Origin of the sequence: Candidatus Microthrix parvicella Bio17-1, assembly GCF_000299415.1 — a bacterium.
GTDB lineage: Bacteria > Actinomycetota > Acidimicrobiia > Acidimicrobiales > Microtrichaceae > Microthrix > Microthrix parvicella.
The window spans coordinates 99,064-120,739 of record NZ_AMPG01000005.1; the positions used below are offsets into that span (position 1 = coordinate 99,064).

Here is a 21,676-nt window from a genome sequence, read left to right on the forward strand (position 1 = left end):
AGCGGTCGCATCCGTCGAGGCGACAGCGAAACGATACCGCTGCGCCCTGCCGACATCGGCGTTCGGTAGCCTCGCACACCGTGTGCGGTCGCTTTGTCTCCACAACTCCACCCGACGAGTTGGCGTCCTACTTCCAGGTGGACGTCAACGGCATTGATTCCAGCAACGCCGAGCGATCCAACGACCGCACGCCTCACCACGGCACAACCACCGGCCGCTACAACGTTGCTCCAACCGCCGAGGTGTTCGTCGTGTACGAAGACGGTGACCTGCGGCGCCTCGACGGATTTCACTGGGGGCTGGTACCCGGTTGGGCACAGGACCTGAAGGTCGGCAATCGCATGATCAACGCCCGGGCCGAAACGGTGGCGGAGAAGCCCGCGTTTCGCAGGGCGTTCGCCAAGCGCCGCTGCATCGTGCCCGCCGATGGCTTTTATGAGTGGACCAAGGAACCCGATCCGAACAACCCAAAGAAGCCCCGCAAGCAGCCGCACTACATCTCCCGACCCGACGGCGAGCCCTATGCGTTCGCCGGGCTGTGGGAGCGCTGGCGCGGCGACCTCAACGGCGACGGCACTGAGACCGAGGTTCGTTCAACCACCATCATCACCACTGCGGCAAACGAGCCGATGTCCGAACTGCACGATCGCATGCCGGTCATGCTGGCGCCCGACGATTGGGATACCTGGCTCGACCCCGGCAACGCCGACACCGATGCGCTCGGACAACTGCTGGTGCCTGCGCCGGCACGGCTGATCACGCACCACCGGGTGAGCGTCGAGGTCAACAACGCCCGCAACCAGGGGCCCCACCTGATCGACCCGGTCGATCCACCAGCGGCATCGGAACAGCTCAACCTCGTCTGACCAGGTTGGGCCCGGCGTCACGTGAGCTCAGGCCGGGGCGGCACCGGGCAGATGGTCCCGAATCGCCTGGGCCGCCGCGTCGAGCGATTCGCCGGAGGCACCGGTGTCGGCACTTGCGAAGTTGAGGTCGGCCTCCGACTCGATGGGAATGACGTGAAGGTGACAATGAGGAACCTCCAGCCCGGCCGCGATCAGCCCGATGCGGTTGGGCGAGAACGCCGCCATCTGAGCCACTCCGATGCGACGTGCCAGGTCACCCATGTCGGCCCACAGCCCGCCCGGCACATCCAACCAATGATCGATTGGTTCAACCGGCACCACCAGGACGTGGCCCGGCCGGATCGGGGCGATGGTGAGAAATGCAACCTTGTCGGGGTCGCGCCACACGAAGCGTCCCGGCAGGTCGCCGTCGATGATTCGTGAGAAGAGTGTCGGCTGGGGCATCTCTGCGGTGTCGTCAGGACCTCGTTCGTTCATCAACCGATCGTAGAACGCCTCGGTGTCCCGTGTTGGGCTTGCGTCGTGCTTCTAGATTGGGGGACGTGACCGCACCTTCGCCACAGGCCGCAGCGAACGATCCCGCGGCAGCGGCCGGTGACGACGGCCCCAGCGATGCCGAGCTGAGTCGAATCCTGACCGTGCCCAATGTGGTCACCCTGATTCGTCTGGCGTTGATCCCCGTCTTCCTCTGGGTGCTCTTCGGTCTGGACCGCCCAGGCCCGGCCGCCGTGCTGCTCGGGTTCATCTCGGCGACCGATTGGGTGGACGGGTACGTGGCCCGCCATTTCAACCAGGTGTCCAACCTGGGCAAGGCAATCGATCCGGCGGCCGACCGGGCGCTGATCATCTTCGGCTTCGGCGGCATCCTGGTGGCAGGGGCGGTGCCCACCTGGGCGGGCATCGTGGTGCTGGCCCGAGAGATCGGCATGTCGGTCTGGGTGCTCGGGCTGTTGGCCGCCGGGGCCAAGCGGATGGATGTCACCTGGTACGGCAAGGCGGGCACGATGTGCCTGATGATCTCGTTCCCGTCGTTTCTGGCCTCGACCGACCTCAACTGGTCGCACGGCGTCACCACCTACTTTGAGTGGCAGGCCTGGCTGACCTTGATTCCCGGGTTGATCTTCAGCTTCATTGCCGTGACGCAGTACATCCCACGAGGCCTGACGGCGCTGCACGAGGGGCGGGCGGCCCGCAGCACATCGGCCTGAGCCTCCCCGCCTCGGCCTCACCGGTCGGGTAACCTCGACTCTCATGGACGTGCCTGACGACCTCAACTATTCAGCCGATCACGAGTGGATCAAAGCCGGTGACGACGGGAGCCGCGTCGGCATCACCGACTACGCCCAGGATGCACTGGGCGATGTGGTGTTCGTGGAACTCCCCGAGGTTGGCACCACCGTCGCCGCCGGCGACAAGGTGGCGGAGGTGGAGTCAACCAAGTCGGTATCCGACATTTACGCGCCGATGAACGGCACGGTGGTCGCGGTGAACGACGACCTGGATGCCACACCTGAGCTGGTGAACTCCGACCCCTACGGGGAGGGCTGGTTCATGGTGATCGAAACGACCGAGGCCGCCGGCGACATGCTGGACGCCGCGGCCTACCGAAAACTCACGGAGGGCTGATGGCCGGCGCGCTGATCTGCGAGGGCTGTTCCTCGACGGCGCCGGCCGATGCGCGCTTCTGCCCGGCCTGCGGGCTGCCGCTTCCCGAGGTGGAGTCCCAGCCGACCGGGGTTCTGTCCGCCGTCGGCGGCGACCCCGCACTGGGAACACCCCTGCTGATCGTGACCCGTGGCGCCAACGCGGGCAGCCGTTTCGCGCTCGGGGAAGGCACCACCTCCATCGGCCGCCAGGAGGACAGCGACATCTTCCTCGACGACGTCACCGTGTCCCGGCGCCACGCACAGTTGCTGCGGTCGCCGGACGGCATCGAGGTGCAGGACTCGGGCTCGCTCAACGGCACCTACTTGAACGACCGGCGGATCGAACGGGCACCGTTGGCCGAGGGCGACCGGCTGCAGGTCGGCAAGTACAAGCTGCTGTTTGTCCTCGAGGTGGCCTAGCACGGTGGCCCCCTCCGACGATCTTACGGTTGGCGAGGTTCTTTCCCTGCTGCAGGAGGACTTCCCCGAGGCCACCCTCGGGCGCCTCCGCGAGTTTGAGGATCTTGGTCTGATCTCACCCGAGTTAAGCCCAAGCGGCCATCGTCGCTATCCCGCCGGCACCTTGGAACGTATGCGTTGGGCGCTCACCAAAATGCGCGACGGGTTCGATCCAGCCGACCTGACGGACGACTCGTCCGAATCGTCGGACCTGGCACCGTCAGACCCTCGTCCCAGCGGGTCGGCCGCTGTGGTTCGAAAGAAGTCGGGTGGAGACTCCGTGGCCGAACCCACGCTGTTCGATGACGCCGAGCGCCAGGATCAAGCATCTCCCATGGACGATCACACTGCAGTTCAGCCGTTGCCAACGCTTGCTGGAGGCCGGCAGCGGGCGGCCACACCGGCGGCACCCAAGCCCCCGGATCGAGCTGCCTCCAAGCCGGCGGCTGCCGAATCGACATCGACCCATCAAGCGGTTGAGTCAACGGCCAAGCCTTCTCAGCGCGCGCCCCGCCGTCAACCCGAACCTCCCGTCTCCCATCGGCCAGAGCCGGCAACCCCACCACCGGCCGCAGACGAGGCGCTCAAGCGGGTGGCCAAACCCCAGACGGAACGCCCAGCCAAACCATCGAAGCCCACGACGGCACCACCAAAGCCGGTACAGCCTGTGGCTCCGGTACAGCCTGTGGCTCCGGAGCAGCCGGAACCGTCCTCCACGGCACCTTCGCCGTCGTCTGTCGAGGAGGAGCGCAAGGCACGCATCGAAGCAGTGACGGCCCTACAGGAATCACCCCAGGTGGAGCCTGCGGCACGACCCAGGCCGTCGCGCACCAGGGATCTCCCAAGCGCCACCCAGGCGGCCGAGTTGCTGGCCCGCACCGACTTCCTGACGGAGGTCAACATCGATGAGACCACGCTTGGTGAGATGGAGCGCTTCGGCGTCATCAGCCCGGTGACCATCGGCGGCACGTCGTCCTATGACCAATCTGCGGTGCGCGTCGGGCACATCATCGCCAACCTGCTGAAGCAGGGTTACGAGGCACGTCACCTGCGGATGTTCCGTATGTCTGCGGAACGTGAGGTTGATCTCCTGCGACAGATGTCGCTTCCGTTGTTGAAACAACGCAACCCCGTCGGACGCGAACAGGCCCGTGAACGCCTCCAGCGGGCCGCCGATCTGGGCGGCGAGCTGCGCGCTGCGCTCGTGGCCGAAGGCATCGCCGAAGTTGTAGATCATTCAGGCGCCGCCGACGCAGACTCCTGATACGACTCCGAACCGGTCGGCCTTCCACGAACACACGGCTACACTCGGAACAGTGTCTGAGACCACCGTGAAGATGCAACTCACCGGCGTTCGCCGAGAGAACCCAGGCGATGCGTTTGTCGTTGACCTCCGCGAGGTGGAGGCACCAGGGCGAATGCTGACCATCTTCATCGGGGTGGGGGAGTGGCAGGCCATTCGCTTCGCTTTGGAGGGTCGAGATACCTCACGCCCGTTGACCCACGACCTGCTCAAGTCGGTGATCGAATCGCTGGGAGCCTCCCTGGAGACGGTCGTCATTACGGAACTGCGTGACGAGGTGTACTTCGCCGAGTTGCTGCTGAACACCGGCGACACCACCATCACCGTCGAATCAAGAACCTCCGATGCGTTGGCCCTTGCGGCGCGCTTCGACGCCACGGTGCTCGTTTCCTCGAAGGTTCTTGAGGCTGCCGGATATCGGGACAGCGACGACGACCAGCCGGAGTCGGTCATCGCCGAGTTTCGCGAGTTCATCGACACGGTGAGCCCCGACGACTTCGAAGAGTCCTGACCCGGGCAATCCCGGAGCATCACGAGAGGGTCGTTGTAGGCCGGGGGGCTCACTCGCTAGGGTGAGTTTCACCGATGTGATTCCTGTCGCTTCCTGCCTTGGGGCGACAGTTCCAGCAGCGGACCATGTTGCGTCGACCGGCTGTCGACGCACCCGGACGAGGAGCACGTTGTGGCCAGCACAGGGACCACCCCGATCGAGGCGACGCCTCCCAAGACGGTCGACCAGGGGTACAGCGGCAAGCGCACCGCCGAGATCGTTGGTATTTCGTACCGCCAGCTCGACTACTGGGCCCGAACCGACCTGCTGCGCCCATCGCTGAGCGACGCCACCGGTTCGGGATCGCGACGTCGCTACAGCTACCGCGACCTGCTCGAACTCAAGGTGATCAAGAGCCTGCTCGATTCCGGTATCAAGCTGGAGCAGGTTCGCAATGTGTTCTCGTACGTGAAGGAACGACTGGGCGAGGACGTCACCACCGCCAACCTGGTCATCCAAGGCACCTCGTCGGTGCTGGCGGGTGACGGAGATGAACTGGTCGACGTGCTTCGCAACGGCCAGGGCGTGCTCAACGTGTTGCCGCTTGGCACCGTGCAGGCCGACCTCGACGCGTCCATCCTGAGCCTCCACCCTCAAACCGGCACCGCCTCGGTGTCTTCGGCCGAGCCGACCGCGGTCGCCCAGTGAGCGAAACACCGCTCAAGTCGTCGCCCCTGCACGACCGTCACCAGGCATTGCACGCCAAACTTGCCGAGTTTGGCGGTTGGAACATGCCGCTCTCCTACCCCGACGGCACCTTGGCAGAGCATCGGGCCTGCCGTTCAGGCTCCGCAGTGTTTGACGTGTCCCACTTGGGTACGGTTCGGGTGGAGGGCCCCGGAGCGCTCGGTCGTCTTCAGGCAGCCTTCACCAACGACCTGACAAAGATCCAGCCCGGACGGGCGCAATACACCCACCTGTTGGCTGAGGACGGGTCGGTCTCAGACGACATCATCGTGTGGTGGGTTGCCGAGCAGCGCTTCGACGTCATGCCCAACGCGTCCAACACCTCCGGCGTGCTGGCGGCGCTCGGGGCCGACTCCGTGGGTGACGACACCATCGCCGACGTCACCTCCACCCGGGCCGTCCTGGCGGTGCAGGGCCCCGAGGCGCGCAGCGTGCTGGCCTCGGTGCTCCCCGAGGCCGCAGACGTCGGACGGTTCCGTGTATGCACCGTCACCACCGAGGCGCTCGGCGCCCCGGCGGTGGAGGTGACGGTGGCGGGCACCGGCTACACCGGCGAGGACGGGGTCGAGATCGCCCTGCCAACCGACCGCGCCGCAGCGCTCTGGGACGCGTTGATTGCGGCGGGTGTTACGCCTGCCGGCCTTGCGGCCCGGGACACGCTTCGTCTGGAGGCCGGATTGCCGCTCCACGGTTCGGAACTGGGTCCCGGCATCACCACGCTGAACGCACGTCTCGGTTGGGTCGTGGCCTGGGACAAGCCGGTCGGCTTCCCCGGCCGGGATGCCCTCGTTGCCCAGCGGGCCTCAGGGCCGACGCCGCTGCTGTGGGGGCTCCTGACCGAAACCCGCAGGCCGCCCCGGTCCGGCCAGCAGGTCCTCCTCGACGGCACCGTGGTTGGCCACGTGAGTTCGGGCAACTTCTCGCCCGCACTGGGCGTGGGCATCGCCCTGGCGTTCCTCGATTCCACCGTCGGGCCCGGCGCCAAGGTGACCATCGATCAGCGTGGCACCGAGGTGCCGGCAACGGTCGTCAAGCCTCCCTTCCTCAGCTGAGGCGGCAGCGCGACGACGTCGGCGTGCCCGTTCGGGCGAGACTGGATTTGTTCACCAGTTCCCGCCCCGAAATCGGAGTCACATGTTTGGCCGCAAGCCCGCCCCGCCACCGGAACCCGAAAGCTGCCTGCCCGGCCGCGAGACCCCCATGGCCGTCCCCGCCACCCACGAGGTCAACGGCCATCCGCTGCAGGGCCCATGGCCCGCAGGGCTCGACACGCTGGTGGTCGGCATGGGCTGCTTCTGGGGGGCCGAACGCCTCTTCTGGCAACTGCCCGGCGTGTACAGCACGGCCGCCGGGTACGCCGGGGGCACCACTCCAAACCCGACCTATGAGGAGACCTGCACCTCGATGACCGGCCATACCGAGGCCGTCCTGGTGGTCTTCGATCCCAACCAGGTGGCGCTCGACGAATTGATGAAGGTCTTTTGGGAGAACCACGATCCAACCCAGTACATGGGCCAGGGCGGCGACATCGGCAGCCAATACCGGTCGGCCGTCTATGCCAACTCAGCCGATCAGCTGGCTGCTGCCGAATCGACCCGGGATACCTACCAGGCCCACCTGACCGACGCCGGTTACGGCGAGATCACCACCGAGATCGCCCCCGTCGGCCCCTTCTACTACGCGGAGGACTACCACCAGCAGTACCTGGCCAAGCACCCGGGCGGCTACTGCAACCACGGCTTCTGCCAGGTCGCCTACGCCTGAGCTGTCAAACATCATCCACGTCACGAGATTCGAGGACCCACCAGTGAGCAACGACAAAACCACGAAGGCCGGCACCACCTTTGACGCCGCATCCCTCAAGGAACGCCTGACCCCCGAGCAGTACGACGTCACCCAGAATGCAGGTACCGAGCGGGCCTTTTCCGGTGCCTATTGGGATTCCACCGACGCAGGCGTGTACCGCTGCGTGGTGTGCAACACCGAGCTGTTCGACAGCGAGACCAAGTTCGATGCCGGCTGTGGCTGGCCCTCCTTCTTTGCCGAACTCGGCGAAGGACGGGTTCGCCGGATTGAGGACAGATCCCACGGCATGGTCCGCGTCGAGGCGCGCTGCGCCAACTGCGACGCCCACTTGGGCCACGTGTTTCCCGACGGCCCCCGGCCCACCGGTGAGCGCTACTGCATGAACTCGGCCTCGCTCACGCTCGAACCGACCGACTGACGGCCCGAGCCGCACCCGGCCGGCCGGTTGCGCTCAACGCAGGCCGGCGACCACCTCGGCAAAGTGCAGCGAGTCTGGCGCCCGGTTGTTGACCAGGCTCACGTGATCTGAGATGCCGACGAGGCGCCTGCGCAGCGCCGGCGCAATGGCATCCGGTTCACCAACGACGGCAACCGCCTCCAGAAACTCGTCATCAATCAGTTCGGCCATCTGCACCCACTCACCGCGCTTCGCCCGGGCCTTGAGCTGCTGGTGAAGGTGGCCTCGCCCGTGTAGGTCGAGCACCGGGCGATAGGCCGGGGTGGTGCCGTAAAAGGCCAGCTGAGCCCGAACGGCCTCACGCGAGCGATCGAGTTCGGTTTCATCCCGCCCGGTCACGATGATCGTGACGCAGGTGAGTTCGACGTCGGCGGGGGAGCGGCCGGCACGCGCCGCACCCCGGGTAATCGCCGGTACGGTGAGTTCCTCCAGCGATCGGCGGGTGTTCAGCGGGTGCACCAGGAAACCGTCGGACACCTCGCCCGCCACCTCGGTCATGCGCGGCCCAAATCCGGCGGTCAGGATTGGTGGTGGGCCGAACGGGTTGGGGCCAGGATCGAACGCAGGGACCATCCGGGTGTGACGGTAGAACTCGCCCTCGAAGTTGAGCGGATCCCCGGTCTCCCACGCCTCCCAGATCGCCCGGATTGCCAGCACCATCTCGCGCATGCGGGCCGCCGGACGCGACCATTCCATGCCGTAGCGCTCCACGATGTGGGGCCGGACCTGCGAGCCCAGCCCCAGAGCGAAGCGTCCACCGGTGATCGTCTGCAGGTCCCACCCGGCGTTGGCCAACGTCATCGGCGTCCGGGCGAACGCGATGGCGATCGCCGTGCCCAGCTGGATGCGCTCGGTGTGCTGGGCGGCGACGGCGAGCGGGAGGAACGGGTTGTGCTTGGCCTCGAAGGAGAAGGCTCGGTCGTAGCCGAGCGCCTCGAGTTCGGGGTAGATCGTGGGCGCCTTCCGCAGGTCATCGGTGGGCACCGTCATCGAAACGTGCATCATCCCAGCGTGCCACGGGTCCATCGACGGGCCGAAGCGTTGCTCAGTACGGCCCGAGAGAGCTCAGTACTCGACCGAGGTGAGCTCTGTTGTACTGACGCGCAATCGACGATGGGGGACCGACAGGACGTTCAGGAAGAGCTCGGCCTCCTCGATCGCCACACTGGCGGCTGCAGCCGAGAGGTCGCCACCCAGTTCGGGCTCATCGTCGAGCCGCACCTCGATGCGCAACGAGAAGGAATCCAGGGCCGGCGTGTAGGTCAGGTTCGGTCCCTGGCCGAATGCCGCACTGCTCGGGCTGTGGTCCGCGATGGAGCGAACGAGGAAACTCCGAGTGGACTCGGACAGGGCGCCGAAATGTCCACTGACCCGGACTCGAAAAACCCGCGTGCTCACGAAACCAATGCTACGCGTGCGACGGCGTCGGGTCTCCCCGTCCGGACCACATGAGGGCACCCAGCCCGGCGATGCCGAACCCGGTGGCCCCGACGAGCATCGGGGTCACCGTCTCGCCGATACGGGCATCGACGAGGGCGGCCAACAGGGAGCCCGCCCCGAGCTGGCCGAGCCCGAGCACGGCGCCGGCCATGCCCGCCTGGTCGGCCATCGGCCCCAGGGCGAGCGCAGCGCACATCGGGGTCATGATCATCGTCATCGCGTTGGCCACGACCGCCCAGGCGAACCAGGCCCACAGCGGGGGCACACCGCCCCACGCCAACGCCACCACCAGCCCGGCCAGCCCGGCAACGACGAAGACCCAGGCCGCCCGGATGGCCATCGGGCGCACTCCGAAGCGAGCGATCAGGCGGTTGTTCACCAACAGTGCGATCGCCATGCCCAGCCCGGAGAGCCCGAACAGCAGGGTGAACTGCGCCCCCCGTCCGTAGATGCGGTCGATCACCGGCTGGGCGCTGCCGAGCCAGATGAAGAAGGCGGCGCTAAAGAACGCCTGGGCGATGATGGTCCACAGGGTCACGCGAGTGGTCATCACCGCTGCGAAGGCCCGACTGATCGGTCGAAGCCGCAACGGCTGACGGAGCTCGGGCGCCAGCGTCTCACCGAACGCGAACGCCCAGACCAGCGCCACCACAGCCAGCGCGATCGCCACGGCGAACACCGCCCGCCAAGACCCGGTGAGCAGGATTGATTCACCGATGAACGGCACGAGGATGGGACCGATCAAAAACACCGCGGTCACCAGAGAGACCACGCGTGCCATGCGCTCGCCGGAGTAGAGATCGCGGGCGATCGCCATCCGCAGCACCGCCGGGGCCGCGGCGCCGATGCCCCACACGAAGCGACCGGCGAGCAGCACCTCCAGGCCGTCGGCCGATGCCGCCCCCAACGCCCCAAGCGCATAGACGCTGAGGCCCGCCATCATGATCGGACGACGGCCGAACCGGTCGGCGAGCACGCCGAAGATCAGTTGCCCGATCGCCATGCCGACGAAGTAGGGGGTGCCGGTGATCGCCGGGCTGAGCCCGAGCGCGTCGAGGCCGAAGTCGCGCCGCAACTCGTCGAATGCGGGCAGCGCCGCATCGATCCCGAAGGCCATCAGCACGCTGACGAAGGCCAGAAAGGTGACGACGGCCACCTCGGAGCGCGCCACGGCCCGCACCGCCGGGGCCGCACCGACCCGGGCGCTCACGCCGGACCCAACAGTTCCGCCGCTCGCGCTGCGACCCGGTCCGGCACCTCGACGCGTTTGGCTCGACCGGTGTGGCCACCGACGATGCGTACCTCCCGCTTGGCGACGTTGAGAGCCTCGGCCAGCGTCGCCACGACGGCGTCGTTGGCCTGGCCGTTTATCGGGCGCGCGGCGACGGCAACGATGAGGGCGTCGCCGTGACGACCGCCGACGCCGGGTTTTTTCGATCCGGGCTTGGCCCACACCGACACGATCGCCATCGGGACCCGCTAGGCCTCGGCCAGCACCTCGATCGGTGGGCACGAGCACACCAGGTTGCGGTCGCCGTAGCCACCGTCGATGCGAGACACCGGCACCCAGTACTTGTTGCGTCGCAGCTCGGGCAGCGGGTAGGCAGCCAGCTCGCGGCTGTAGGGGTGGGTCCACTCGTCGACCAGCAGGTCCTCGGAGGGGTGCGGGGCGTTGACCAGCGGGTTGTCGCCCGCCGGCCAGGCGCCGGTGACCACCTGATCGATCTCGGCGTGTATCGCCACCATCGCGTCGCAGAACCGGTCGAGTTCGGCCTTGGACTCCGATTCGGTCGGTTCCACCATCAGGGTGCCGGACACCGGAAAGCTCATCGTCGGGGCGTGAAATCCGTAATCGATCAGCCGCTTGGCCACATCCTCGTTGGTGATGCCGCTCGCTTTGGTCAGGGGGCGCAGGTCGAGGATGCACTCGTGGGCGACCTGGCCCCGGGCACCGGTGTAGAGCACCGGGAAGTAGTCACCCAATCGCTTGGCGACGTAATTGGCGGTGAGGATCGCGCCCTCGGAGGCGGCGGTCAGCCCGTCGGCACCCATCATGGCGATGTAGGCGTAACTGATCGGCAGGATCGAGGCCGAGCCCAGGGGAGCAGCCGAAATGGCGCCCACCCGATCGGCCCGCTGGGTTTCGCCCGCCGGATTGGTGGCCTGGTCGGTGGCCGGCCGGAACGGCGCCAGGTGCTCGCGCATCACCACCGGGCCCACTCCCGGGCCGCCCCCACCATGGGGGATGCAGAACGTCTTGTGCAGGTTGAGGTGGCTGACGTCGGCGCCGAACCTGCCGGGTCGGGCCAGGCCAACCATGGCGTTGAGGTTGGCGCCGTCGAGGTACACCTGGCCACCGGCATCGTGCACGGCGCCGCAGATCTCGCTGATCGCCTCCTCGAACACCCCGTGGGTGGAGGGGTAGGTGATCATCAGGGCGGCCAGGTCGCTTGCGTGTTCGACCACCTTGGCGTTGAGGTCGTCGAGGTCGACGTTTCCCTCGTCGTCGCAGCCGACAACGATCACCTTCATGCCCGCCATCACCGCGGACGCGGCGTTGGTGCCGTGGGCCGATTCAGGGATCAGGCACACGTGACGCGCCGAGTCCCCTCGGCTCTGGTGGTAGGCGCGGATCGCCATCAGCCCGGCCAGCTCGCCCTGGCTGCCCGCATTGGGCTGGATTGACGCGGCGTCATAGCCGCAGATGTCGACCAGCCACTGCTCAAGGTTGCGGGCCAGCTCGGTGATGCCCTCCAGCTGGTCGGCGGGGGCGAACGGGTGCAGTTCTGCGAACTCCGGCCAGGTCACCGGCAGCATCTCGGTGGTGGCGTTCAGCTTCATCGTGCAGCTGCCGAGCGGGATCATCGAGCGGTCGAGCGCCAGGTCGGCGTCGGCCAGGCGGCGCAGGTAGCGCAGCATCTCGGTCTCGGTGCGGTGGCTGTGAAACGTCGGATGCGTCAGGAACGGGGTGGTGCGCACCAGGCCGGCCGGAATCAGCCCGGTGGTGTTGGCCCCGGCACCGGCGACGGCGGCCTTCAGCACCTCGACGGCCGACGCTTCGTTGACGCCGGCGATTGCGGCCAGCGCCAACGCCAGAGCCGCAGGGCTGGTGGTCTCGTCAACCGACAGGCCCACCGTGTCGGCGTCGATCCGCCGCAGGTTGATCTCGTCGGAGAGCGCCGCGGCCACCACGGCGTCGGCCCGGCCGGGCACCGATGCCCACAGCGTGTCGAACGCCTCGGTGGTCGCCACCTCCACCCCGGCGTTGCGCAGTGAGTCGGCTGTCGTCTTGGTGAGCGCCGCAACCCGTCCGGCGATCGCCAACAGGCCCTCGGGGCCGTGGTAGGTGGCGTAGCTGGCCGCCATGACCGCCAGCAGCACCTGAGCGGTACAGATGTTGGAGGTGGCCTTCTCACGCCGGATGTGCTGTTCGCGGGTCTGCAACGCCAGGCGCAACGCCGGACGTCCTGCAGCATCGATCGAGACACCCACCAGTCGGCCGGGCAGCGAGCGCCGCAGCTTGTCGGTGACCGCCATGAACCCGGCGTGTGGCCCACCGGCACCCATCGGCACGCCGAAGCGCTGGGCGGAGCCGACGGCGATGTCGGCGCCCCATTCACCGGGCGGGGTCAACATGGTGCAGGCCAGCAGGTCGGTGGTCGCGGCGACGACGGCGCCGACCTCGTGGAGCGCGGCAGTGAGCGCCGCGAAGTCGGTGATCGTGCCGTCGGTGGCCGGGTAGGCAAGCAGCGCCCCGAAGTAGTCGGCGGCATTCACCTCGCTGGTGCGAGGGTCGATCAGGTCCAGCTCGATGCCCAGCGGTTCGGCCCGGGTGGCCACCACGGCGATCACCTGTGGGTGGCACCGTGAGTCGACCAGAAACCTCTCGGCCCTGCTCTTCGACTGACGGCGGCACAGGGTGAGCGCCTCGGCGGCAGCGGTCGCCTCGTCCAGCAGGGAGGCTCCTGCCATCTCGAGGCCGGTCAGGTCCTGCACCATCGTCTGGAAGTTCAACAGCACCTCGAGACGGCCCTGGGAGATCTCGGGCTGATAGGGCGTGTAGGCGGTGTACCAGGCAGGGTTCTCCAGCACGTTGCGCTGGATCACGGCGGGGGTGTGGGTGCCGTAGTAGCCCTGCCCGATCATCGACGTCACCACCCGGTTCTTGGCGGCCAGGCTGCGCATGTGGGCGACCACCTCGGGCTCCGACATCGCCACGGGCAAACCGGTCAGCGTCAAGGGCTCGGTGTCGCGCACCGATGCGGGCACGGTCGTAGCGATCAGCTCCTCCATCGAGTCGAAGCCCAGGTCGGCCAGCATGGCCACCGTCTCCTCGGAGTCCGAACCCAGGTGTCGGCCGGCGAAGCTGCCGATTGGGGCGGCGCTGGGGTTTGCAACGCTGGGGGTAACGGGGGAGTGGGTCACTGATGGCTCCTGGAGCGCGTGAGAGGACGAGGGTCCCCCCGCTGTCCATGGTGCCTGAGAGCTTCACCGGCGAACCGGCTTTCCCCTTCGGCGAGGGCCCCACATCGGATGAGAAGGGCCCTGCTTTCCAGCGTGTGCCTGACCCGGGCGGTACCGGTGCCTGAGAGATTCCGGGGTGGTTGCTCCTCCGGCGGCCGGGTGGCGGTTGCCCCCGACGCTCTCCCGTCCGAGATGGTCGGCTTCAGTTTTCCCTCATCGTAGCCGCGGTATCTTCAACCCGTTCCGGTCAGCGCCTTCAGCAGGTCCCAGCGCCATGCCTGAAGGGCCGGGGCGTGTTCGATCGGGGTCTTGCCCAGCCGCACGATCACCGTGTCGGCGCCAGGTATCACCGTGATCGACTGCCCCTCGTAACCAGACGCCCAGAACACGCCCAGCTCGGATCCCACCTTTACCCACCACTGCTCGCCATAGCCGACCGCATCGTCGTCTGGATCGACCGACTGGAGGCGCCGAGCCCGGTCGACCCATCCCTCGGGGAGCAGACGTTGGCCATCCCACACGCCATCGCGCAGGTACCAGTGACCAAAGCGGGCAAAGTCGCGGGCCGTTGCCCAGACGTACGACGAACCGACGAAGGTGCCGGCCTTGTCAAAGCGCGGCTCGGCGGAGGCCATGCCGAGCGGACCGAACACCACTTCGTGCAGATGGCGGCGCATCGCGGCCTCGTTGCCGCCCACCGCGTCCCCGATCATCCGGGAGAGGATGTTGGTGGTTCCCGACGAATATACGAAGTTCGACCCCACCGGGTCCTCCAGCGGCAACGAGGCCGCGAAGTGCGCCATATCGGCCCGCTCAGCGCCAAACAACATCGCCAAACACGTGGAGGCATCGGGGTCGACGTAGTCCTCCACCCAGTGCAGGCCACTGCGCATCGCCAGCAGATCGGCGGTACTGATCGCCGAGCATGGATCGGCCGGATCGGCCCATTCGGCGACGGTCGCAGCGCCATCGGGGTCGACCCGCCCGTCGCCAACCAGCGGACCCATCGCAGCATGCGTGATGCTCTTGGCCATTGACCACGAGACCAGCGGCGTGTCGGCGTCGGTCTCGGGCCCGTAGCGCTCCAGCACCAAACGACCACCCTGGATGATCACGACGGCCAGGGTCAGAGCCAGGTCGTCGCGTGGCTGATCGGTAAATGCTCGATCAACGAGGTCATGCACCGACTGCAGGTCGACGGCCCGCAGCTCACCCGCAGGCCAGTGGGCGGTGGGCCAGGCGACGTCCTCGGCCTGCGGCGGAAGCGGGGGGAGCGAGGCTTCGACGAACGGATCGGTGCTGGGCACGGAGTCTCCTGAGTTGTGGGTACCGATGAGATGACGGATTGATCGTGTGCGGACCGGCCGGTGTGGGCGTGCCCCCGCCGGACCGCCGGGCACTCAGCTAGATCGGGCGACCGAACGGCAACTCGTCCTGCCACGTCGACAGGAACGCCTCGGCCGCAATACAGGCCTCCAGCACCAGCCCGTCGTCGCCCCCGGGAAGGGCCGCCAGCACCTCGGTGATGAGGTTTCTCACCGTCGTCGCCACCGACTCGGCCGTCGCTCCATCCGAGGGCCATTGGGCCGACAGCGGACCGGCCACCGTCACGAAGTCGGGCAGCACCCGGCGGTCGGCCCGTGCCGCAACCGCCAGCGCTCTGGTGGTCACCGCCAGCCTGGCGTAGGGAACCACCACCGGCGCGGCGACTCCGGCCATGCGGTCGTGGTCCACCGAGTTGGTCTTGGCACCCACGAAGGCCACGTCGGACCCGGTGTGCAAGCCGTCGGCGACCGCCTCACCCGGAAGAACACCGTCGGCGTCACCCGCCCACGCGTCAAGCACCTCGGCGTCAAAGCCAGACGCCAGGGTGCGACCTCCCAGCGCAACCACCCTCGCACCCTCGGCGAGCGCAGCACGTGCGAGCGAAACCTCACCGTCACCACCACCGTCGATGGCCACCCTGGCACCGGCGAGCGGTCCGTGGGCCCAGGCGGCGGCTGCCAGCACGCCTTGGTTGGTCAACGCTTGATGAGTCTCGGGGTCGAAGTACATCGTGTGACGGGTGTCGAGAACACGAAGCGGGGCCAGGTCCGCCTCCGAGACCCCCTTCCCGGCGTCGAGGAACACTCGACGGTCACCAACCGCGTCGGCCAGGTTTGCTCCGAAGGCCTCCACCGACTCGCCACGAACCTTGGGGTCGGCGCTGATGCCGGCCGAAGCCCCGGACACCTTCAGGCCCAGCGCCGCGTAGCTGTAGGTCATCGATCGGGCCAGGCCGGCTGCACCATCCTTGAGGATCTTCCGGGCCCATCGAACAATGCCGGTCGATTCGGGGGCGTTGGGCAGGTCGATGAGTACAAAGCCGCCGCTGTCAGGTACCGAGACATACTCCACCGTCGAAGTCTGCCAGACCTGACCGCGGCATCTGGAAGTCGGTCATGGAGGAGGTCCGCCCAAAAAGCGAACTGCCGGTGACTGTGTGAGCAACCCCCCGAAAGCTCACACAGTCAACCGGCTCATCGAAGGAGGAATGAGATTCCTCAACTCCGATGTCGTGAAGGTGACATTACCCAACTTCCCTCACGATGTCACGTCGTTCTTTTGGACCGATGTCACTCGATCGTGTGCACCGACGAATCCCACTCGGATGTTCGCACAGCACGATATTGGTCGAGTTGAAGGCACAACGCCTCGCTGCTCACCAGGATCGCCAGCGGTGCCAGGGAATTTCGAAGCACGCCGGCCGCGTAGTCGGCCGGGATTCCCACCACCGCGTCGGTTGGGATCGTCACCTCGTAGCCAAGCCCCACGGCCTCGATCACGGCACCCAACACACCGACGTTCAGGGACACCCCACAGATCACCAGGTGGTCGACCCCAAGCGAGCGGAGCAATGAATCGAGTGACGTTCCCGTGAACGGTGTCATCCCATGGTGGCGGTGCGATACCAGGTCACGGCTGGGCACCGCACCGATCCTTGGATCCAACTCGACGGCGGGAGTTCCCTCGAGGACCTGGTGCGGGTTGTTCGCAAGGTGACGGGCCAACGGGGTGTTCAGAGGCGTGCCCCGGCGATCGGCCCTCCACGACACGGTGGCGTGTACCACCGGAATCTCCGCCGCTCGGGCGGCTTCCAGCATGCTCCGCACCGTTTCCAGCAGTCCTGACTCGGCCACGGCTTCACGAAGTTCGACCATGGTGGCCAGGTCGCCGACCACACCACGCTGTAGCTCCATGGTGAGGACAGCCGTGCGCGCCGGCGGCTCGTTGAGATCCGTCACGCTGAAACCTTCCGGGGGCACATCATGCCTACGGTAGAGGTTGCGCCCGTGAGCACGGTCGCTGAGTCATGGGCATTCAAGGGGAACTCCTGATGGAACAAGCAGCACTCGACGAGGCCACGAGGCACGAGTTGGAGGAACTGAAGTATCGCTACCTCCGCGGGATCGACACCAAGGACTGGGACCTGGTGGCCGACACCCTGTGTCAGGACGTGGTGGGGGAGTGGAGCGGTGGTGCGCTGCACTACGAGGGGCGCGCGGCCGTCATCGGGTTCTTTACCGAGGCGATGGGGCGAGAGAGCTTTCTTTCGGCGCATCGGGTGACCCATCCCGAGCTGGAGCGCACCGGCGAACGGACCGCCACCGGCATCTGGGCGCTGACCGACCAACTGGTTGATCTGCAGTGGCAGTTTCTCTTGCAGGGCGCCTGCTTCTATCACGACGAGTACCGCATCGACCCCGACGGGCGGTGGCACATCTCCCGCACCGGATACCAACGCACCTTCGAGCACGTCACCCCGCTCGCCGACCTGCCCGGCTGGCGGCTCACCGCCTCCGGGTGGGAGAACGACGGCAGGAGCAGCCTGGTCTGAGACCAACTCAACAGTCGCGGCGCAGCAAGACAGGAGCGGGTGACATGATTGGGGCATGGACGACGGGTCGACCGCTGGAAGGCTGCTGGTGGCTTCACCGGACCTGAACGACCCGAACTTCGAACGGTCGGTGATCTACGTGATCGATCATGACGAGGCCGGCGCCATCGGCGTGGTGCTGAACAGGCCGGCGGACACCGAGGTGGACGAGGTGCTTCCTGCGTTGGCGCCCACGACCGCCGTTCCACGGGTGATGTTTCTGGGCGGTCCGGTCAGCACCCAGGGCATCATCTGCCTGGCGCGGGCGAGGCCCGGCCGGCAGCCCAACGGCTTCCATCACATTTCCGGCACTCTGGGTCGCCTCGACTTGGAGGAACACCTCGAAGGGGCCCAGAGCGAAGTGGATGAACTCCGGTTGTTTGCGGGCTACGCCGGGTGGGGTCCAGGCCAGTTGGATGGCGAGTTGATCATCGACTCCTGGTTCATCTGCGAGGTACACCCGGACGATCCGCTGGACCGTGACCCCGACACGCTGTGGCAGCGGGTGTTGCGGCGACAGGGCGGCCGCCTGGCCCGCTTTGCGCACGCGCCGGTGGACGCTGATCTGAACTGAGGGCCCTACGCCTTGTCCGCCACCTCGTCTGCAGCCTCTGCACCCAGCAGTCGGTTCAGATCCTCGGTGTGGAGTTCCGCAGCATCGGTCGTCTCGATGAAGTCCACCAGCAACTTGGTGAACCGACGGGGCTCCTCGGCATAGAGAAAGTGGCCGCAACCTTCCATGATCTCCAACCGGCTCCCGGCGATGGCCGCATGTGCCTCATGGGCGTGATCGATGGGAATAATCGGATCCTCGTCGCCCCAGACGATCAGTGTGGGGATATCGGCGGCCAGGTAGAGCTTGTCCATCGCGGACACCCGTTGCCCTCTCAGGTCCACCACCGAGCGGAGCGTGTGGGTGAACGCCTTGCGGGTCTCCCCATCCATCAGCGAGGTGTAGGAACGCCACATCTCGTTGGTCTTCGGTGCCGGGGCCAGGCCCATCTTGCCAAACCACCCGGTGACCGCCTCCACCCCGGTACGGATGAACGGCTGGAAAGCCAACGGCATCACCAACTCCAAACCCGGCAGCGCCAAAAGCTTCAGCAAGGGTGACACCTCCTCGCCCAGCCCGCCGGCGCCCACCAACACCAACCGCTCGCACCGTTCGGGGTGCTGGTAGGAGAACTGCATGGCGATGCCGCCGCCAAGGGACGTGCCCACCACCGTGGCCCGGTCGTGCCCGAGGGCGGCCAGAAGGTCACGCAGAAAGCTGGCCTGGGCACCGAGGGAGTAGTCGCCTCTCGGCTTGGCCGAGCGACCGTGGCCGGGCAGATCGGGCGCCACATAGGTGGCGTGCTCGCCGAGATCCTCCAGGATCGGCTTCCACGCCGAAGAACTTCCGGCCATGCCGTGGATGAGCAGAACGACGGGCCCGGAACCGCCGGTGCGGTACGAGATCTCATGCCCGTGCACCTTGATGGTGCGACGGTCCGAGACATGACGATCCTGATTGGTCTGGCTGCCCATGGAGTGCCTTTCGGGAGGTTCGAATCAAGTCTACTGGTAAACACCTGTTCACTGAAGCCGGATGTGAAGCGCGCACCAAGTTCCGTGGGTCGACCCGGTCTCGCTCGTTGTTCAGCGACGCCTCAGCCTGGCACCAATCAGCCGGCAGCGGATGCCCAGCCTCCGCGCCGATCGGTGAGCGCTGCTCCGCGTTCGCTGCCACCACGAGAGTTCGGATGGTGGCACGAGACGATGCAGGCCCTCGCCCGCCGGAATCGCCATCACCGGCCGATGGCGGGCCATCAACGGTTCGCTTCGGCCGGTCGCAAGGTTGAGCAGTGGGTCGCGCACCCTCCAGCGTCCCTCCGAGGGACGAGACCGTTGCGGCGTGACCACCGGAGCCCCCTCAAACACATAGTGGGTCACCTGGGACCAGCGGGTGGAATTGGGGTTTCGGATGGGCGAGCCACCATGCAGGGTGGTCGCAGCCCAGATCACCACATCGCCGGTTGTGGCGGTGATCTCTCGTGGCGATTGCAGGTCATCCGACCCGAGGGCGGCCGCATTCGCCATGCTTCCGCACACCGCCAACTCGTAGGCACCATCATCGAAGCGGCCGGCGTCGGTCTGAAACTCCTCGGGCGAGAGCGCCGGAAGTCGTTGCGACCCGGGAACCAGCCGCAGCGGACCCTGCCCCTCGGTCACGTGTTCCAACGCCACCCAGGCTCCACACATCAATCCCCCCGGCACGGTGTCGAAGTGCATCGAGTCGGCGTGCAGCGGCTGTTCCGTCCCGGTTCGGAAGTTCAAGGTCTGAAATGGGATCGGTCGCATGGAGTACAGGCCGACCAACGTGCTGACCACTGCGGGGTTGGCCGCAAGTGCCCTGACTGCGGCAGACGTCCGCCACAGATCCTGAATCCGATCGGAGTCCCTGCTCATCGAATCCCAGCTCGACTCGACGTCTGCCCGCACCCGAGCGGCCGTTGCAACGTCGATGAGCCCCCGCACCACCACGAAGCCGTCCCGCACGTAGTCGGCCTTCAGCCCGCTCTCGTCGACAACGCCGGGTTCAGCGGACGAATCCGACGCCCGAACGTTCACCGGCGGCTCAGTGGACCTGGCCGACTACGCCGGTCGGCGTCAGCCGGACCAGGAGGCGGCCCTCGTCGGCCATGGCCTGCCGGTACTCGCCCAGGTCGGGGTGGGGCTCTCCTGCGACGGCTGCGTAATAGTCCACCATCAGGTCGCTCGTGGCATCGCCGGCCCGCTTGGTCGGCTCGCTGAGTTCCGCCCGGGCATCGAAGGACACGTACGACCAGGTGGCCGGGTCGGTGAGGTGGAGAACCACGCGCGGGTCGCGGCGCATGTTGGCGGTTTTGGCCCGACCGTTGGTCACCGAAATCTCGAAGAGTCCGTCGCGAATCCCGTAGACAATGTCCGACGACTGGGGTCTCCCGTCGGAGCGGATGGTGATGAGCACGCCGTGCTTGCGCTTGGCCGCCCATGTCAGTGCATCGGTGAGGTCCATGGGCCCGAACGTAGTCCTGCCGACGTGTCCAGTCTCGCCACCGACTCAGGCCACATAAGAGCCTCCAAGAAGCCCGGAGCGATTCATATCGCGGATCTCTGGCGACAAACTCAGCTACCTTCCGAGCCCCAATTCGGGTTGTAGGTCGCCGTCGTGACCCCGGCTTCGGCGAACAATCGGAAAGGTCGCCGAGTACCCCAGGATGAACCGGCGTGGCCCCTCAGTCTGGAGGCGGCGCGTCGGCCTGCGTTGCGAGTTGAACGTTGGCTGGACCAAGCGCGACCGCCAGGCCGTCAACCGACAAATCCCCAACGGCACCACCTGGAATGTGACCCGTGGGTTCGAGCTGGAAGAACCTTCCGGCGGCCTTGGCGGTGGACCGGGTGATCACCGCTGATCCGGCGGCGCCGATACCGGCACCGATGCCGAAGGGAACCATTCGACCGATTCGAAACGCCCCATGTTCGATTCCCAACCTGGTCGGCAACTGGGCGCTCAGCTTGGCGTTGAGCGTAACGAGGGCCTCGTCCGGGATCTGGCTCACCAGCTTGGCTCCGCCGGCGGAGCCAAGCCGCCCCGCAAGACCCTCGACTCCAGCCGATGCACCGTTGGCCATCGTCAGCACGCTGACCACCCAACTGCGCCGCTGTTCCAACGATTGGGCATCGTGTCCCGCGGCGATACCAATGGCCAGGATCATCTCGCCCATTTTGGTGATCGAGTAGGCCAGGTCTGCCGTGCCGGACACCATTGCCGTGCCCCTGCCGGCACCCGGTATCGCCGCCGCTCCGCCAGCGAGGGCGGACACCGCAGCGAGCTCACGGATGTAACGCTTGGCGATCAGCTTGATCAATTCGTCGGAGTTGCCGGGCCGATATTTGCGACGCAACTCCTCGACCATGTCACGGGCAGCCGGGTAGCGCGTGCGCGCCACCCGCTCGATGGCGGGATGAAAGATCCTGTCGATGGCTCCGGCCATTGGCGACTCCCGGGTTTGGCTGCCAAGCCAGGATACGGGAGGGGAGTGGCGCCATCGCGTCGCCTC

The 21,676-nt window shown here is 66.8% G+C and carries 25 protein-coding genes and 2 riboswitches; of the genes, 12 read left to right on the forward strand and 13 right to left on the reverse strand.

The features are described from left to right. Positions 1–80: 80 nt before the first annotated feature. On the forward strand, positions 81–866 hold the full coding sequence (locus MPARV_RS0117435) for an SOS response-associated peptidase (protein ID WP_020379177.1): 786 nt from the start codon (positions 81–83) through the stop codon (positions 864–866). A 27-nt stretch (positions 867–893) separates the two neighbouring features. Here MPARV_RS0117435 and MPARV_RS0117440 read toward each other — a convergent pair whose 3' ends face one another. Further along, the gene (locus MPARV_RS0117440) at positions 894–1,343 is read right to left on the reverse strand and encodes an HIT family protein (RefSeq protein ID WP_012228590.1); all 450 of its coding nucleotides are present in this window, start codon (positions 1,341–1,343) and stop codon (positions 894–896) included. A gap of 65 nt (positions 1,344–1,408) precedes the next feature. Between MPARV_RS0117440 and MPARV_RS23060 the strand changes: the two genes are divergently transcribed. The 9 genes from MPARV_RS23060 (at position 1,409) to msrB (ending at position 7,735) form a co-directional block, all read left to right on the forward strand. After that, the gene (locus tag MPARV_RS23060) at positions 1,409–2,074 is read left to right on the forward strand and encodes a CDP-alcohol phosphatidyltransferase family protein (RefSeq protein WP_020379178.1); all 666 of its coding nucleotides are present in this window, start codon (positions 1,409–1,411) and stop codon (positions 2,072–2,074) included. Positions 2,075–2,117: 43 nt separating this feature from the next. After that, entirely contained in the window at positions 2,118–2,492 is a 375-nt protein-coding gene (gcvH, locus tag MPARV_RS0117450) for a glycine cleavage system protein GcvH (RefSeq protein ID WP_020379179.1), read from the forward strand. Continuing rightward, the gene (locus tag MPARV_RS0117455) at positions 2,492–2,932 is read left to right on the forward strand and encodes an FHA domain-containing protein (protein ID WP_012228593.1); all 441 of its coding nucleotides are present in this window, start codon (positions 2,492–2,494) and stop codon (positions 2,930–2,932) included. The genes gcvH and MPARV_RS0117455 overlap by 1 nt, the downstream gene beginning before the upstream one ends. Positions 2,933–2,936: 4 nt before the next feature. After that, positions 2,937–4,235, forward strand: a complete 1,299-nt coding sequence (locus MPARV_RS23065) for a hypothetical protein (RefSeq protein WP_020379180.1) — start codon at positions 2,937–2,939, stop codon at positions 4,233–4,235. 52 nt (positions 4,236–4,287) lie between these two features. Further along, positions 4,288–4,785, forward strand: coding sequence for a bifunctional nuclease family protein (locus MPARV_RS0117465; protein ID WP_012228597.1), 498 nt, complete (start codon positions 4,288–4,290; stop codon positions 4,783–4,785). 171 nt (positions 4,786–4,956) lie between these two features. Then, positions 4,957–5,472, forward strand: a complete 516-nt coding sequence (locus MPARV_RS0117470) for a MerR family transcriptional regulator (protein WP_012228598.1) — start codon at positions 4,957–4,959, stop codon at positions 5,470–5,472. Then, complete coding sequence (gene gcvT / locus MPARV_RS0117475; protein WP_020379181.1) at positions 5,469–6,563, forward strand: glycine cleavage system aminomethyltransferase GcvT; 1,095 nt, start codon at positions 5,469–5,471, stop codon at positions 6,561–6,563. Before MPARV_RS0117470 ends, gcvT begins: the two co-directional genes overlap by 4 nt. A gap of 82 nt (positions 6,564–6,645) precedes the next feature. Next, on the forward strand, positions 6,646–7,275 hold the full coding sequence (gene msrA, locus MPARV_RS0117480) for a peptide-methionine (S)-S-oxide reductase MsrA (protein WP_020379182.1): 630 nt from the start codon (positions 6,646–6,648) through the stop codon (positions 7,273–7,275). A 43-nt stretch (positions 7,276–7,318) separates the two neighbouring features. After that, positions 7,319–7,735 carry a peptide-methionine (R)-S-oxide reductase MsrB gene (msrB, locus tag MPARV_RS0117485; RefSeq protein ID WP_012228601.1) on the forward strand — a complete coding sequence of 139 codons (417 nt, stop codon included), beginning with the start codon at positions 7,319–7,321 and terminating at the stop codon, positions 7,733–7,735. 33 nt (positions 7,736–7,768) lie between these two features. On the opposite strand, the gene MPARV_RS0117490 is transcribed toward msrB, so the two are convergent. The 8 genes from MPARV_RS0117490 to MPARV_RS0117525 all read right to left on the reverse strand — a co-directional run bounded on the left by MPARV_RS0117490 (position 7,769) and on the right by MPARV_RS0117525 (position 16,962). Next, on the reverse strand, positions 7,769–8,800 hold the full coding sequence (locus MPARV_RS0117490) for a TIGR03617 family F420-dependent LLM class oxidoreductase (RefSeq protein ID WP_081582411.1): 1,032 nt from the start codon (positions 8,798–8,800) through the stop codon (positions 7,769–7,771). A 39-nt stretch (positions 8,801–8,839) separates the two neighbouring features. Then, a complete protein-coding gene (locus MPARV_RS0117495; RefSeq protein ID WP_020379184.1) occupies positions 8,840–9,172 on the reverse strand; it encodes a DUF6204 family protein in 333 nt (110 codons plus the stop codon). A 10-nt stretch (positions 9,173–9,182) separates the two neighbouring features. Beyond that, on the reverse strand, positions 9,183–10,424 hold the full coding sequence (locus MPARV_RS0117500) for an MFS transporter (RefSeq protein ID WP_012228604.1): 1,242 nt from the start codon (positions 10,422–10,424) through the stop codon (positions 9,183–9,185). Then, the gene (locus tag MPARV_RS0117505; RefSeq protein ID WP_020379185.1) at positions 10,421–10,684 is read right to left on the reverse strand and encodes a DUF167 domain-containing protein; all 264 of its coding nucleotides are present in this window, start codon (positions 10,682–10,684) and stop codon (positions 10,421–10,423) included. The genes MPARV_RS0117500 and MPARV_RS0117505 overlap by 4 nt, the downstream gene beginning before the upstream one ends. Before the next feature lie 9 nt (positions 10,685–10,693). Further along, complete coding sequence (gene gcvP, locus MPARV_RS0117510) at positions 10,694–13,639, reverse strand: aminomethyl-transferring glycine dehydrogenase (protein ID WP_020379186.1); 2,946 nt, start codon at positions 13,637–13,639, stop codon at positions 10,694–10,696. A 31-nt stretch (positions 13,640–13,670) separates the two neighbouring features. Beyond that, positions 13,671–13,776, reverse strand: a riboswitch (glycine riboswitch). Position 13,777: 1 nt separating this feature from the next. Further along, positions 13,778–13,874: riboswitch (glycine riboswitch) on the reverse strand. Between the two features lie 37 nt (positions 13,875–13,911). After that, positions 13,912–14,985, reverse strand: a complete 1,074-nt coding sequence (locus MPARV_RS0117515; protein WP_020379187.1) for a serine hydrolase domain-containing protein — start codon at positions 14,983–14,985, stop codon at positions 13,912–13,914. A 97-nt stretch (positions 14,986–15,082) separates the two neighbouring features. Next, positions 15,083–16,075, reverse strand: a complete 993-nt coding sequence (locus MPARV_RS0117520) for a hypothetical protein (RefSeq protein WP_020379188.1) — start codon at positions 16,073–16,075, stop codon at positions 15,083–15,085. A gap of 218 nt (positions 16,076–16,293) precedes the next feature. After that, positions 16,294–16,962, reverse strand: a complete 669-nt coding sequence (locus MPARV_RS0117525) for a cysteine hydrolase family protein (RefSeq protein ID WP_020379189.1) — start codon at positions 16,960–16,962, stop codon at positions 16,294–16,296. Positions 16,963–17,054: 92 nt separating this feature from the next. Here MPARV_RS0117525 and MPARV_RS0117530 point away from each other — a divergent pair, with 92 nt between their 5' ends. Together MPARV_RS0117530 and MPARV_RS0117535 are read left to right on the forward strand one after the other, a co-directional pair. Continuing rightward, positions 17,055–17,555, forward strand: a complete 501-nt coding sequence (locus MPARV_RS0117530) for a nuclear transport factor 2 family protein (RefSeq protein WP_157789709.1) — start codon at positions 17,055–17,057, stop codon at positions 17,553–17,555. A 55-nt stretch (positions 17,556–17,610) separates the two neighbouring features. Beyond that, the gene (locus MPARV_RS0117535) at positions 17,611–18,168 is read left to right on the forward strand and encodes a YqgE/AlgH family protein (RefSeq protein ID WP_020379191.1); all 558 of its coding nucleotides are present in this window, start codon (positions 17,611–17,613) and stop codon (positions 18,166–18,168) included. Positions 18,169–18,173: 5 nt separating this feature from the next. Here the strand turns inward: MPARV_RS0117535 and MPARV_RS0117540 are convergent, their stop codons facing one another. From MPARV_RS0117540 to MPARV_RS0117555, 4 genes are all read right to left on the reverse strand, one after another. Beyond that, positions 18,174–19,121 carry an alpha/beta fold hydrolase gene (locus MPARV_RS0117540; protein ID WP_020379192.1) on the reverse strand — a complete coding sequence of 316 codons (948 nt, stop codon included), beginning with the start codon at positions 19,119–19,121 and terminating at the stop codon, positions 18,174–18,176. Between the two features lie 111 nt (positions 19,122–19,232). Beyond that, positions 19,233–20,204: a phytanoyl-CoA dioxygenase family protein gene (locus MPARV_RS23070; RefSeq protein WP_020379193.1), complete on the reverse strand. Its 972-nt coding sequence runs from the start codon at positions 20,202–20,204 to the stop codon at positions 19,233–19,235. Between the two features lie 7 nt (positions 20,205–20,211). Continuing rightward, positions 20,212–20,631, reverse strand: a complete 420-nt coding sequence (locus MPARV_RS0117550; RefSeq protein WP_020379194.1) for a PPOX class F420-dependent oxidoreductase — start codon at positions 20,629–20,631, stop codon at positions 20,212–20,214. A gap of 220 nt (positions 20,632–20,851) precedes the next feature. Then, complete coding sequence (locus MPARV_RS0117555) at positions 20,852–21,610, reverse strand: hypothetical protein (protein ID WP_020379195.1); 759 nt, start codon at positions 21,608–21,610, stop codon at positions 20,852–20,854. Positions 21,611–21,676 lie beyond the last annotated feature (66 nt).

Coding starts and splice junctions, on each gene's coding strand:
- MPARV_RS0117440 (WP_012228590.1), bottom strand. CDS start 1,343: ATGAACGAACGAGGTCCTGACGACACCGCAGAGATGCCCCAGCCGACA.
- gcvH (WP_020379179.1), top strand. CDS start 2,118: ATGGACGTGCCTGACGACCTCAACTATTCAGCCGATCACGAGTGGATC.
- MPARV_RS0117455 (WP_012228593.1), top strand. CDS start 2,492: ATGGCCGGCGCGCTGATCTGCGAGGGCTGTTCCTCGACGGCGCCGGCC.
- msrA (WP_020379182.1), top strand. CDS start 6,646: ATGTTTGGCCGCAAGCCCGCCCCGCCACCGGAACCCGAAAGCTGCCTG.
- MPARV_RS0117490 (WP_081582411.1), bottom strand. CDS start 8,800: ATGGACCCGTGGCACGCTGGGATGATGCACGTTTCGATGACGGTGCCC.
- MPARV_RS0117505 (WP_020379185.1), bottom strand. CDS start 10,684: ATGGCGATCGTGTCGGTGTGGGCCAAGCCCGGATCGAAAAAACCCGGC.
- MPARV_RS0117530 (WP_157789709.1), top strand. CDS start 17,055: ATGGAACAAGCAGCACTCGACGAGGCCACGAGGCACGAGTTGGAGGAA.
- MPARV_RS0117535 (WP_020379191.1), top strand. CDS start 17,611: ATGGACGACGGGTCGACCGCTGGAAGGCTGCTGGTGGCTTCACCGGAC.
- MPARV_RS0117540 (WP_020379192.1), bottom strand. CDS start 19,121: ATGGGCAGCCAGACCAATCAGGATCGTCATGTCTCGGACCGTCGCACC.
- MPARV_RS0117550 (WP_020379194.1), bottom strand. CDS start 20,631: ATGGACCTCACCGATGCACTGACATGGGCGGCCAAGCGCAAGCACGGC.
- MPARV_RS0117555 (WP_020379195.1), bottom strand. CDS start 21,610: ATGGCCGGAGCCATCGACAGGATCTTTCATCCCGCCATCGAGCGGGTG.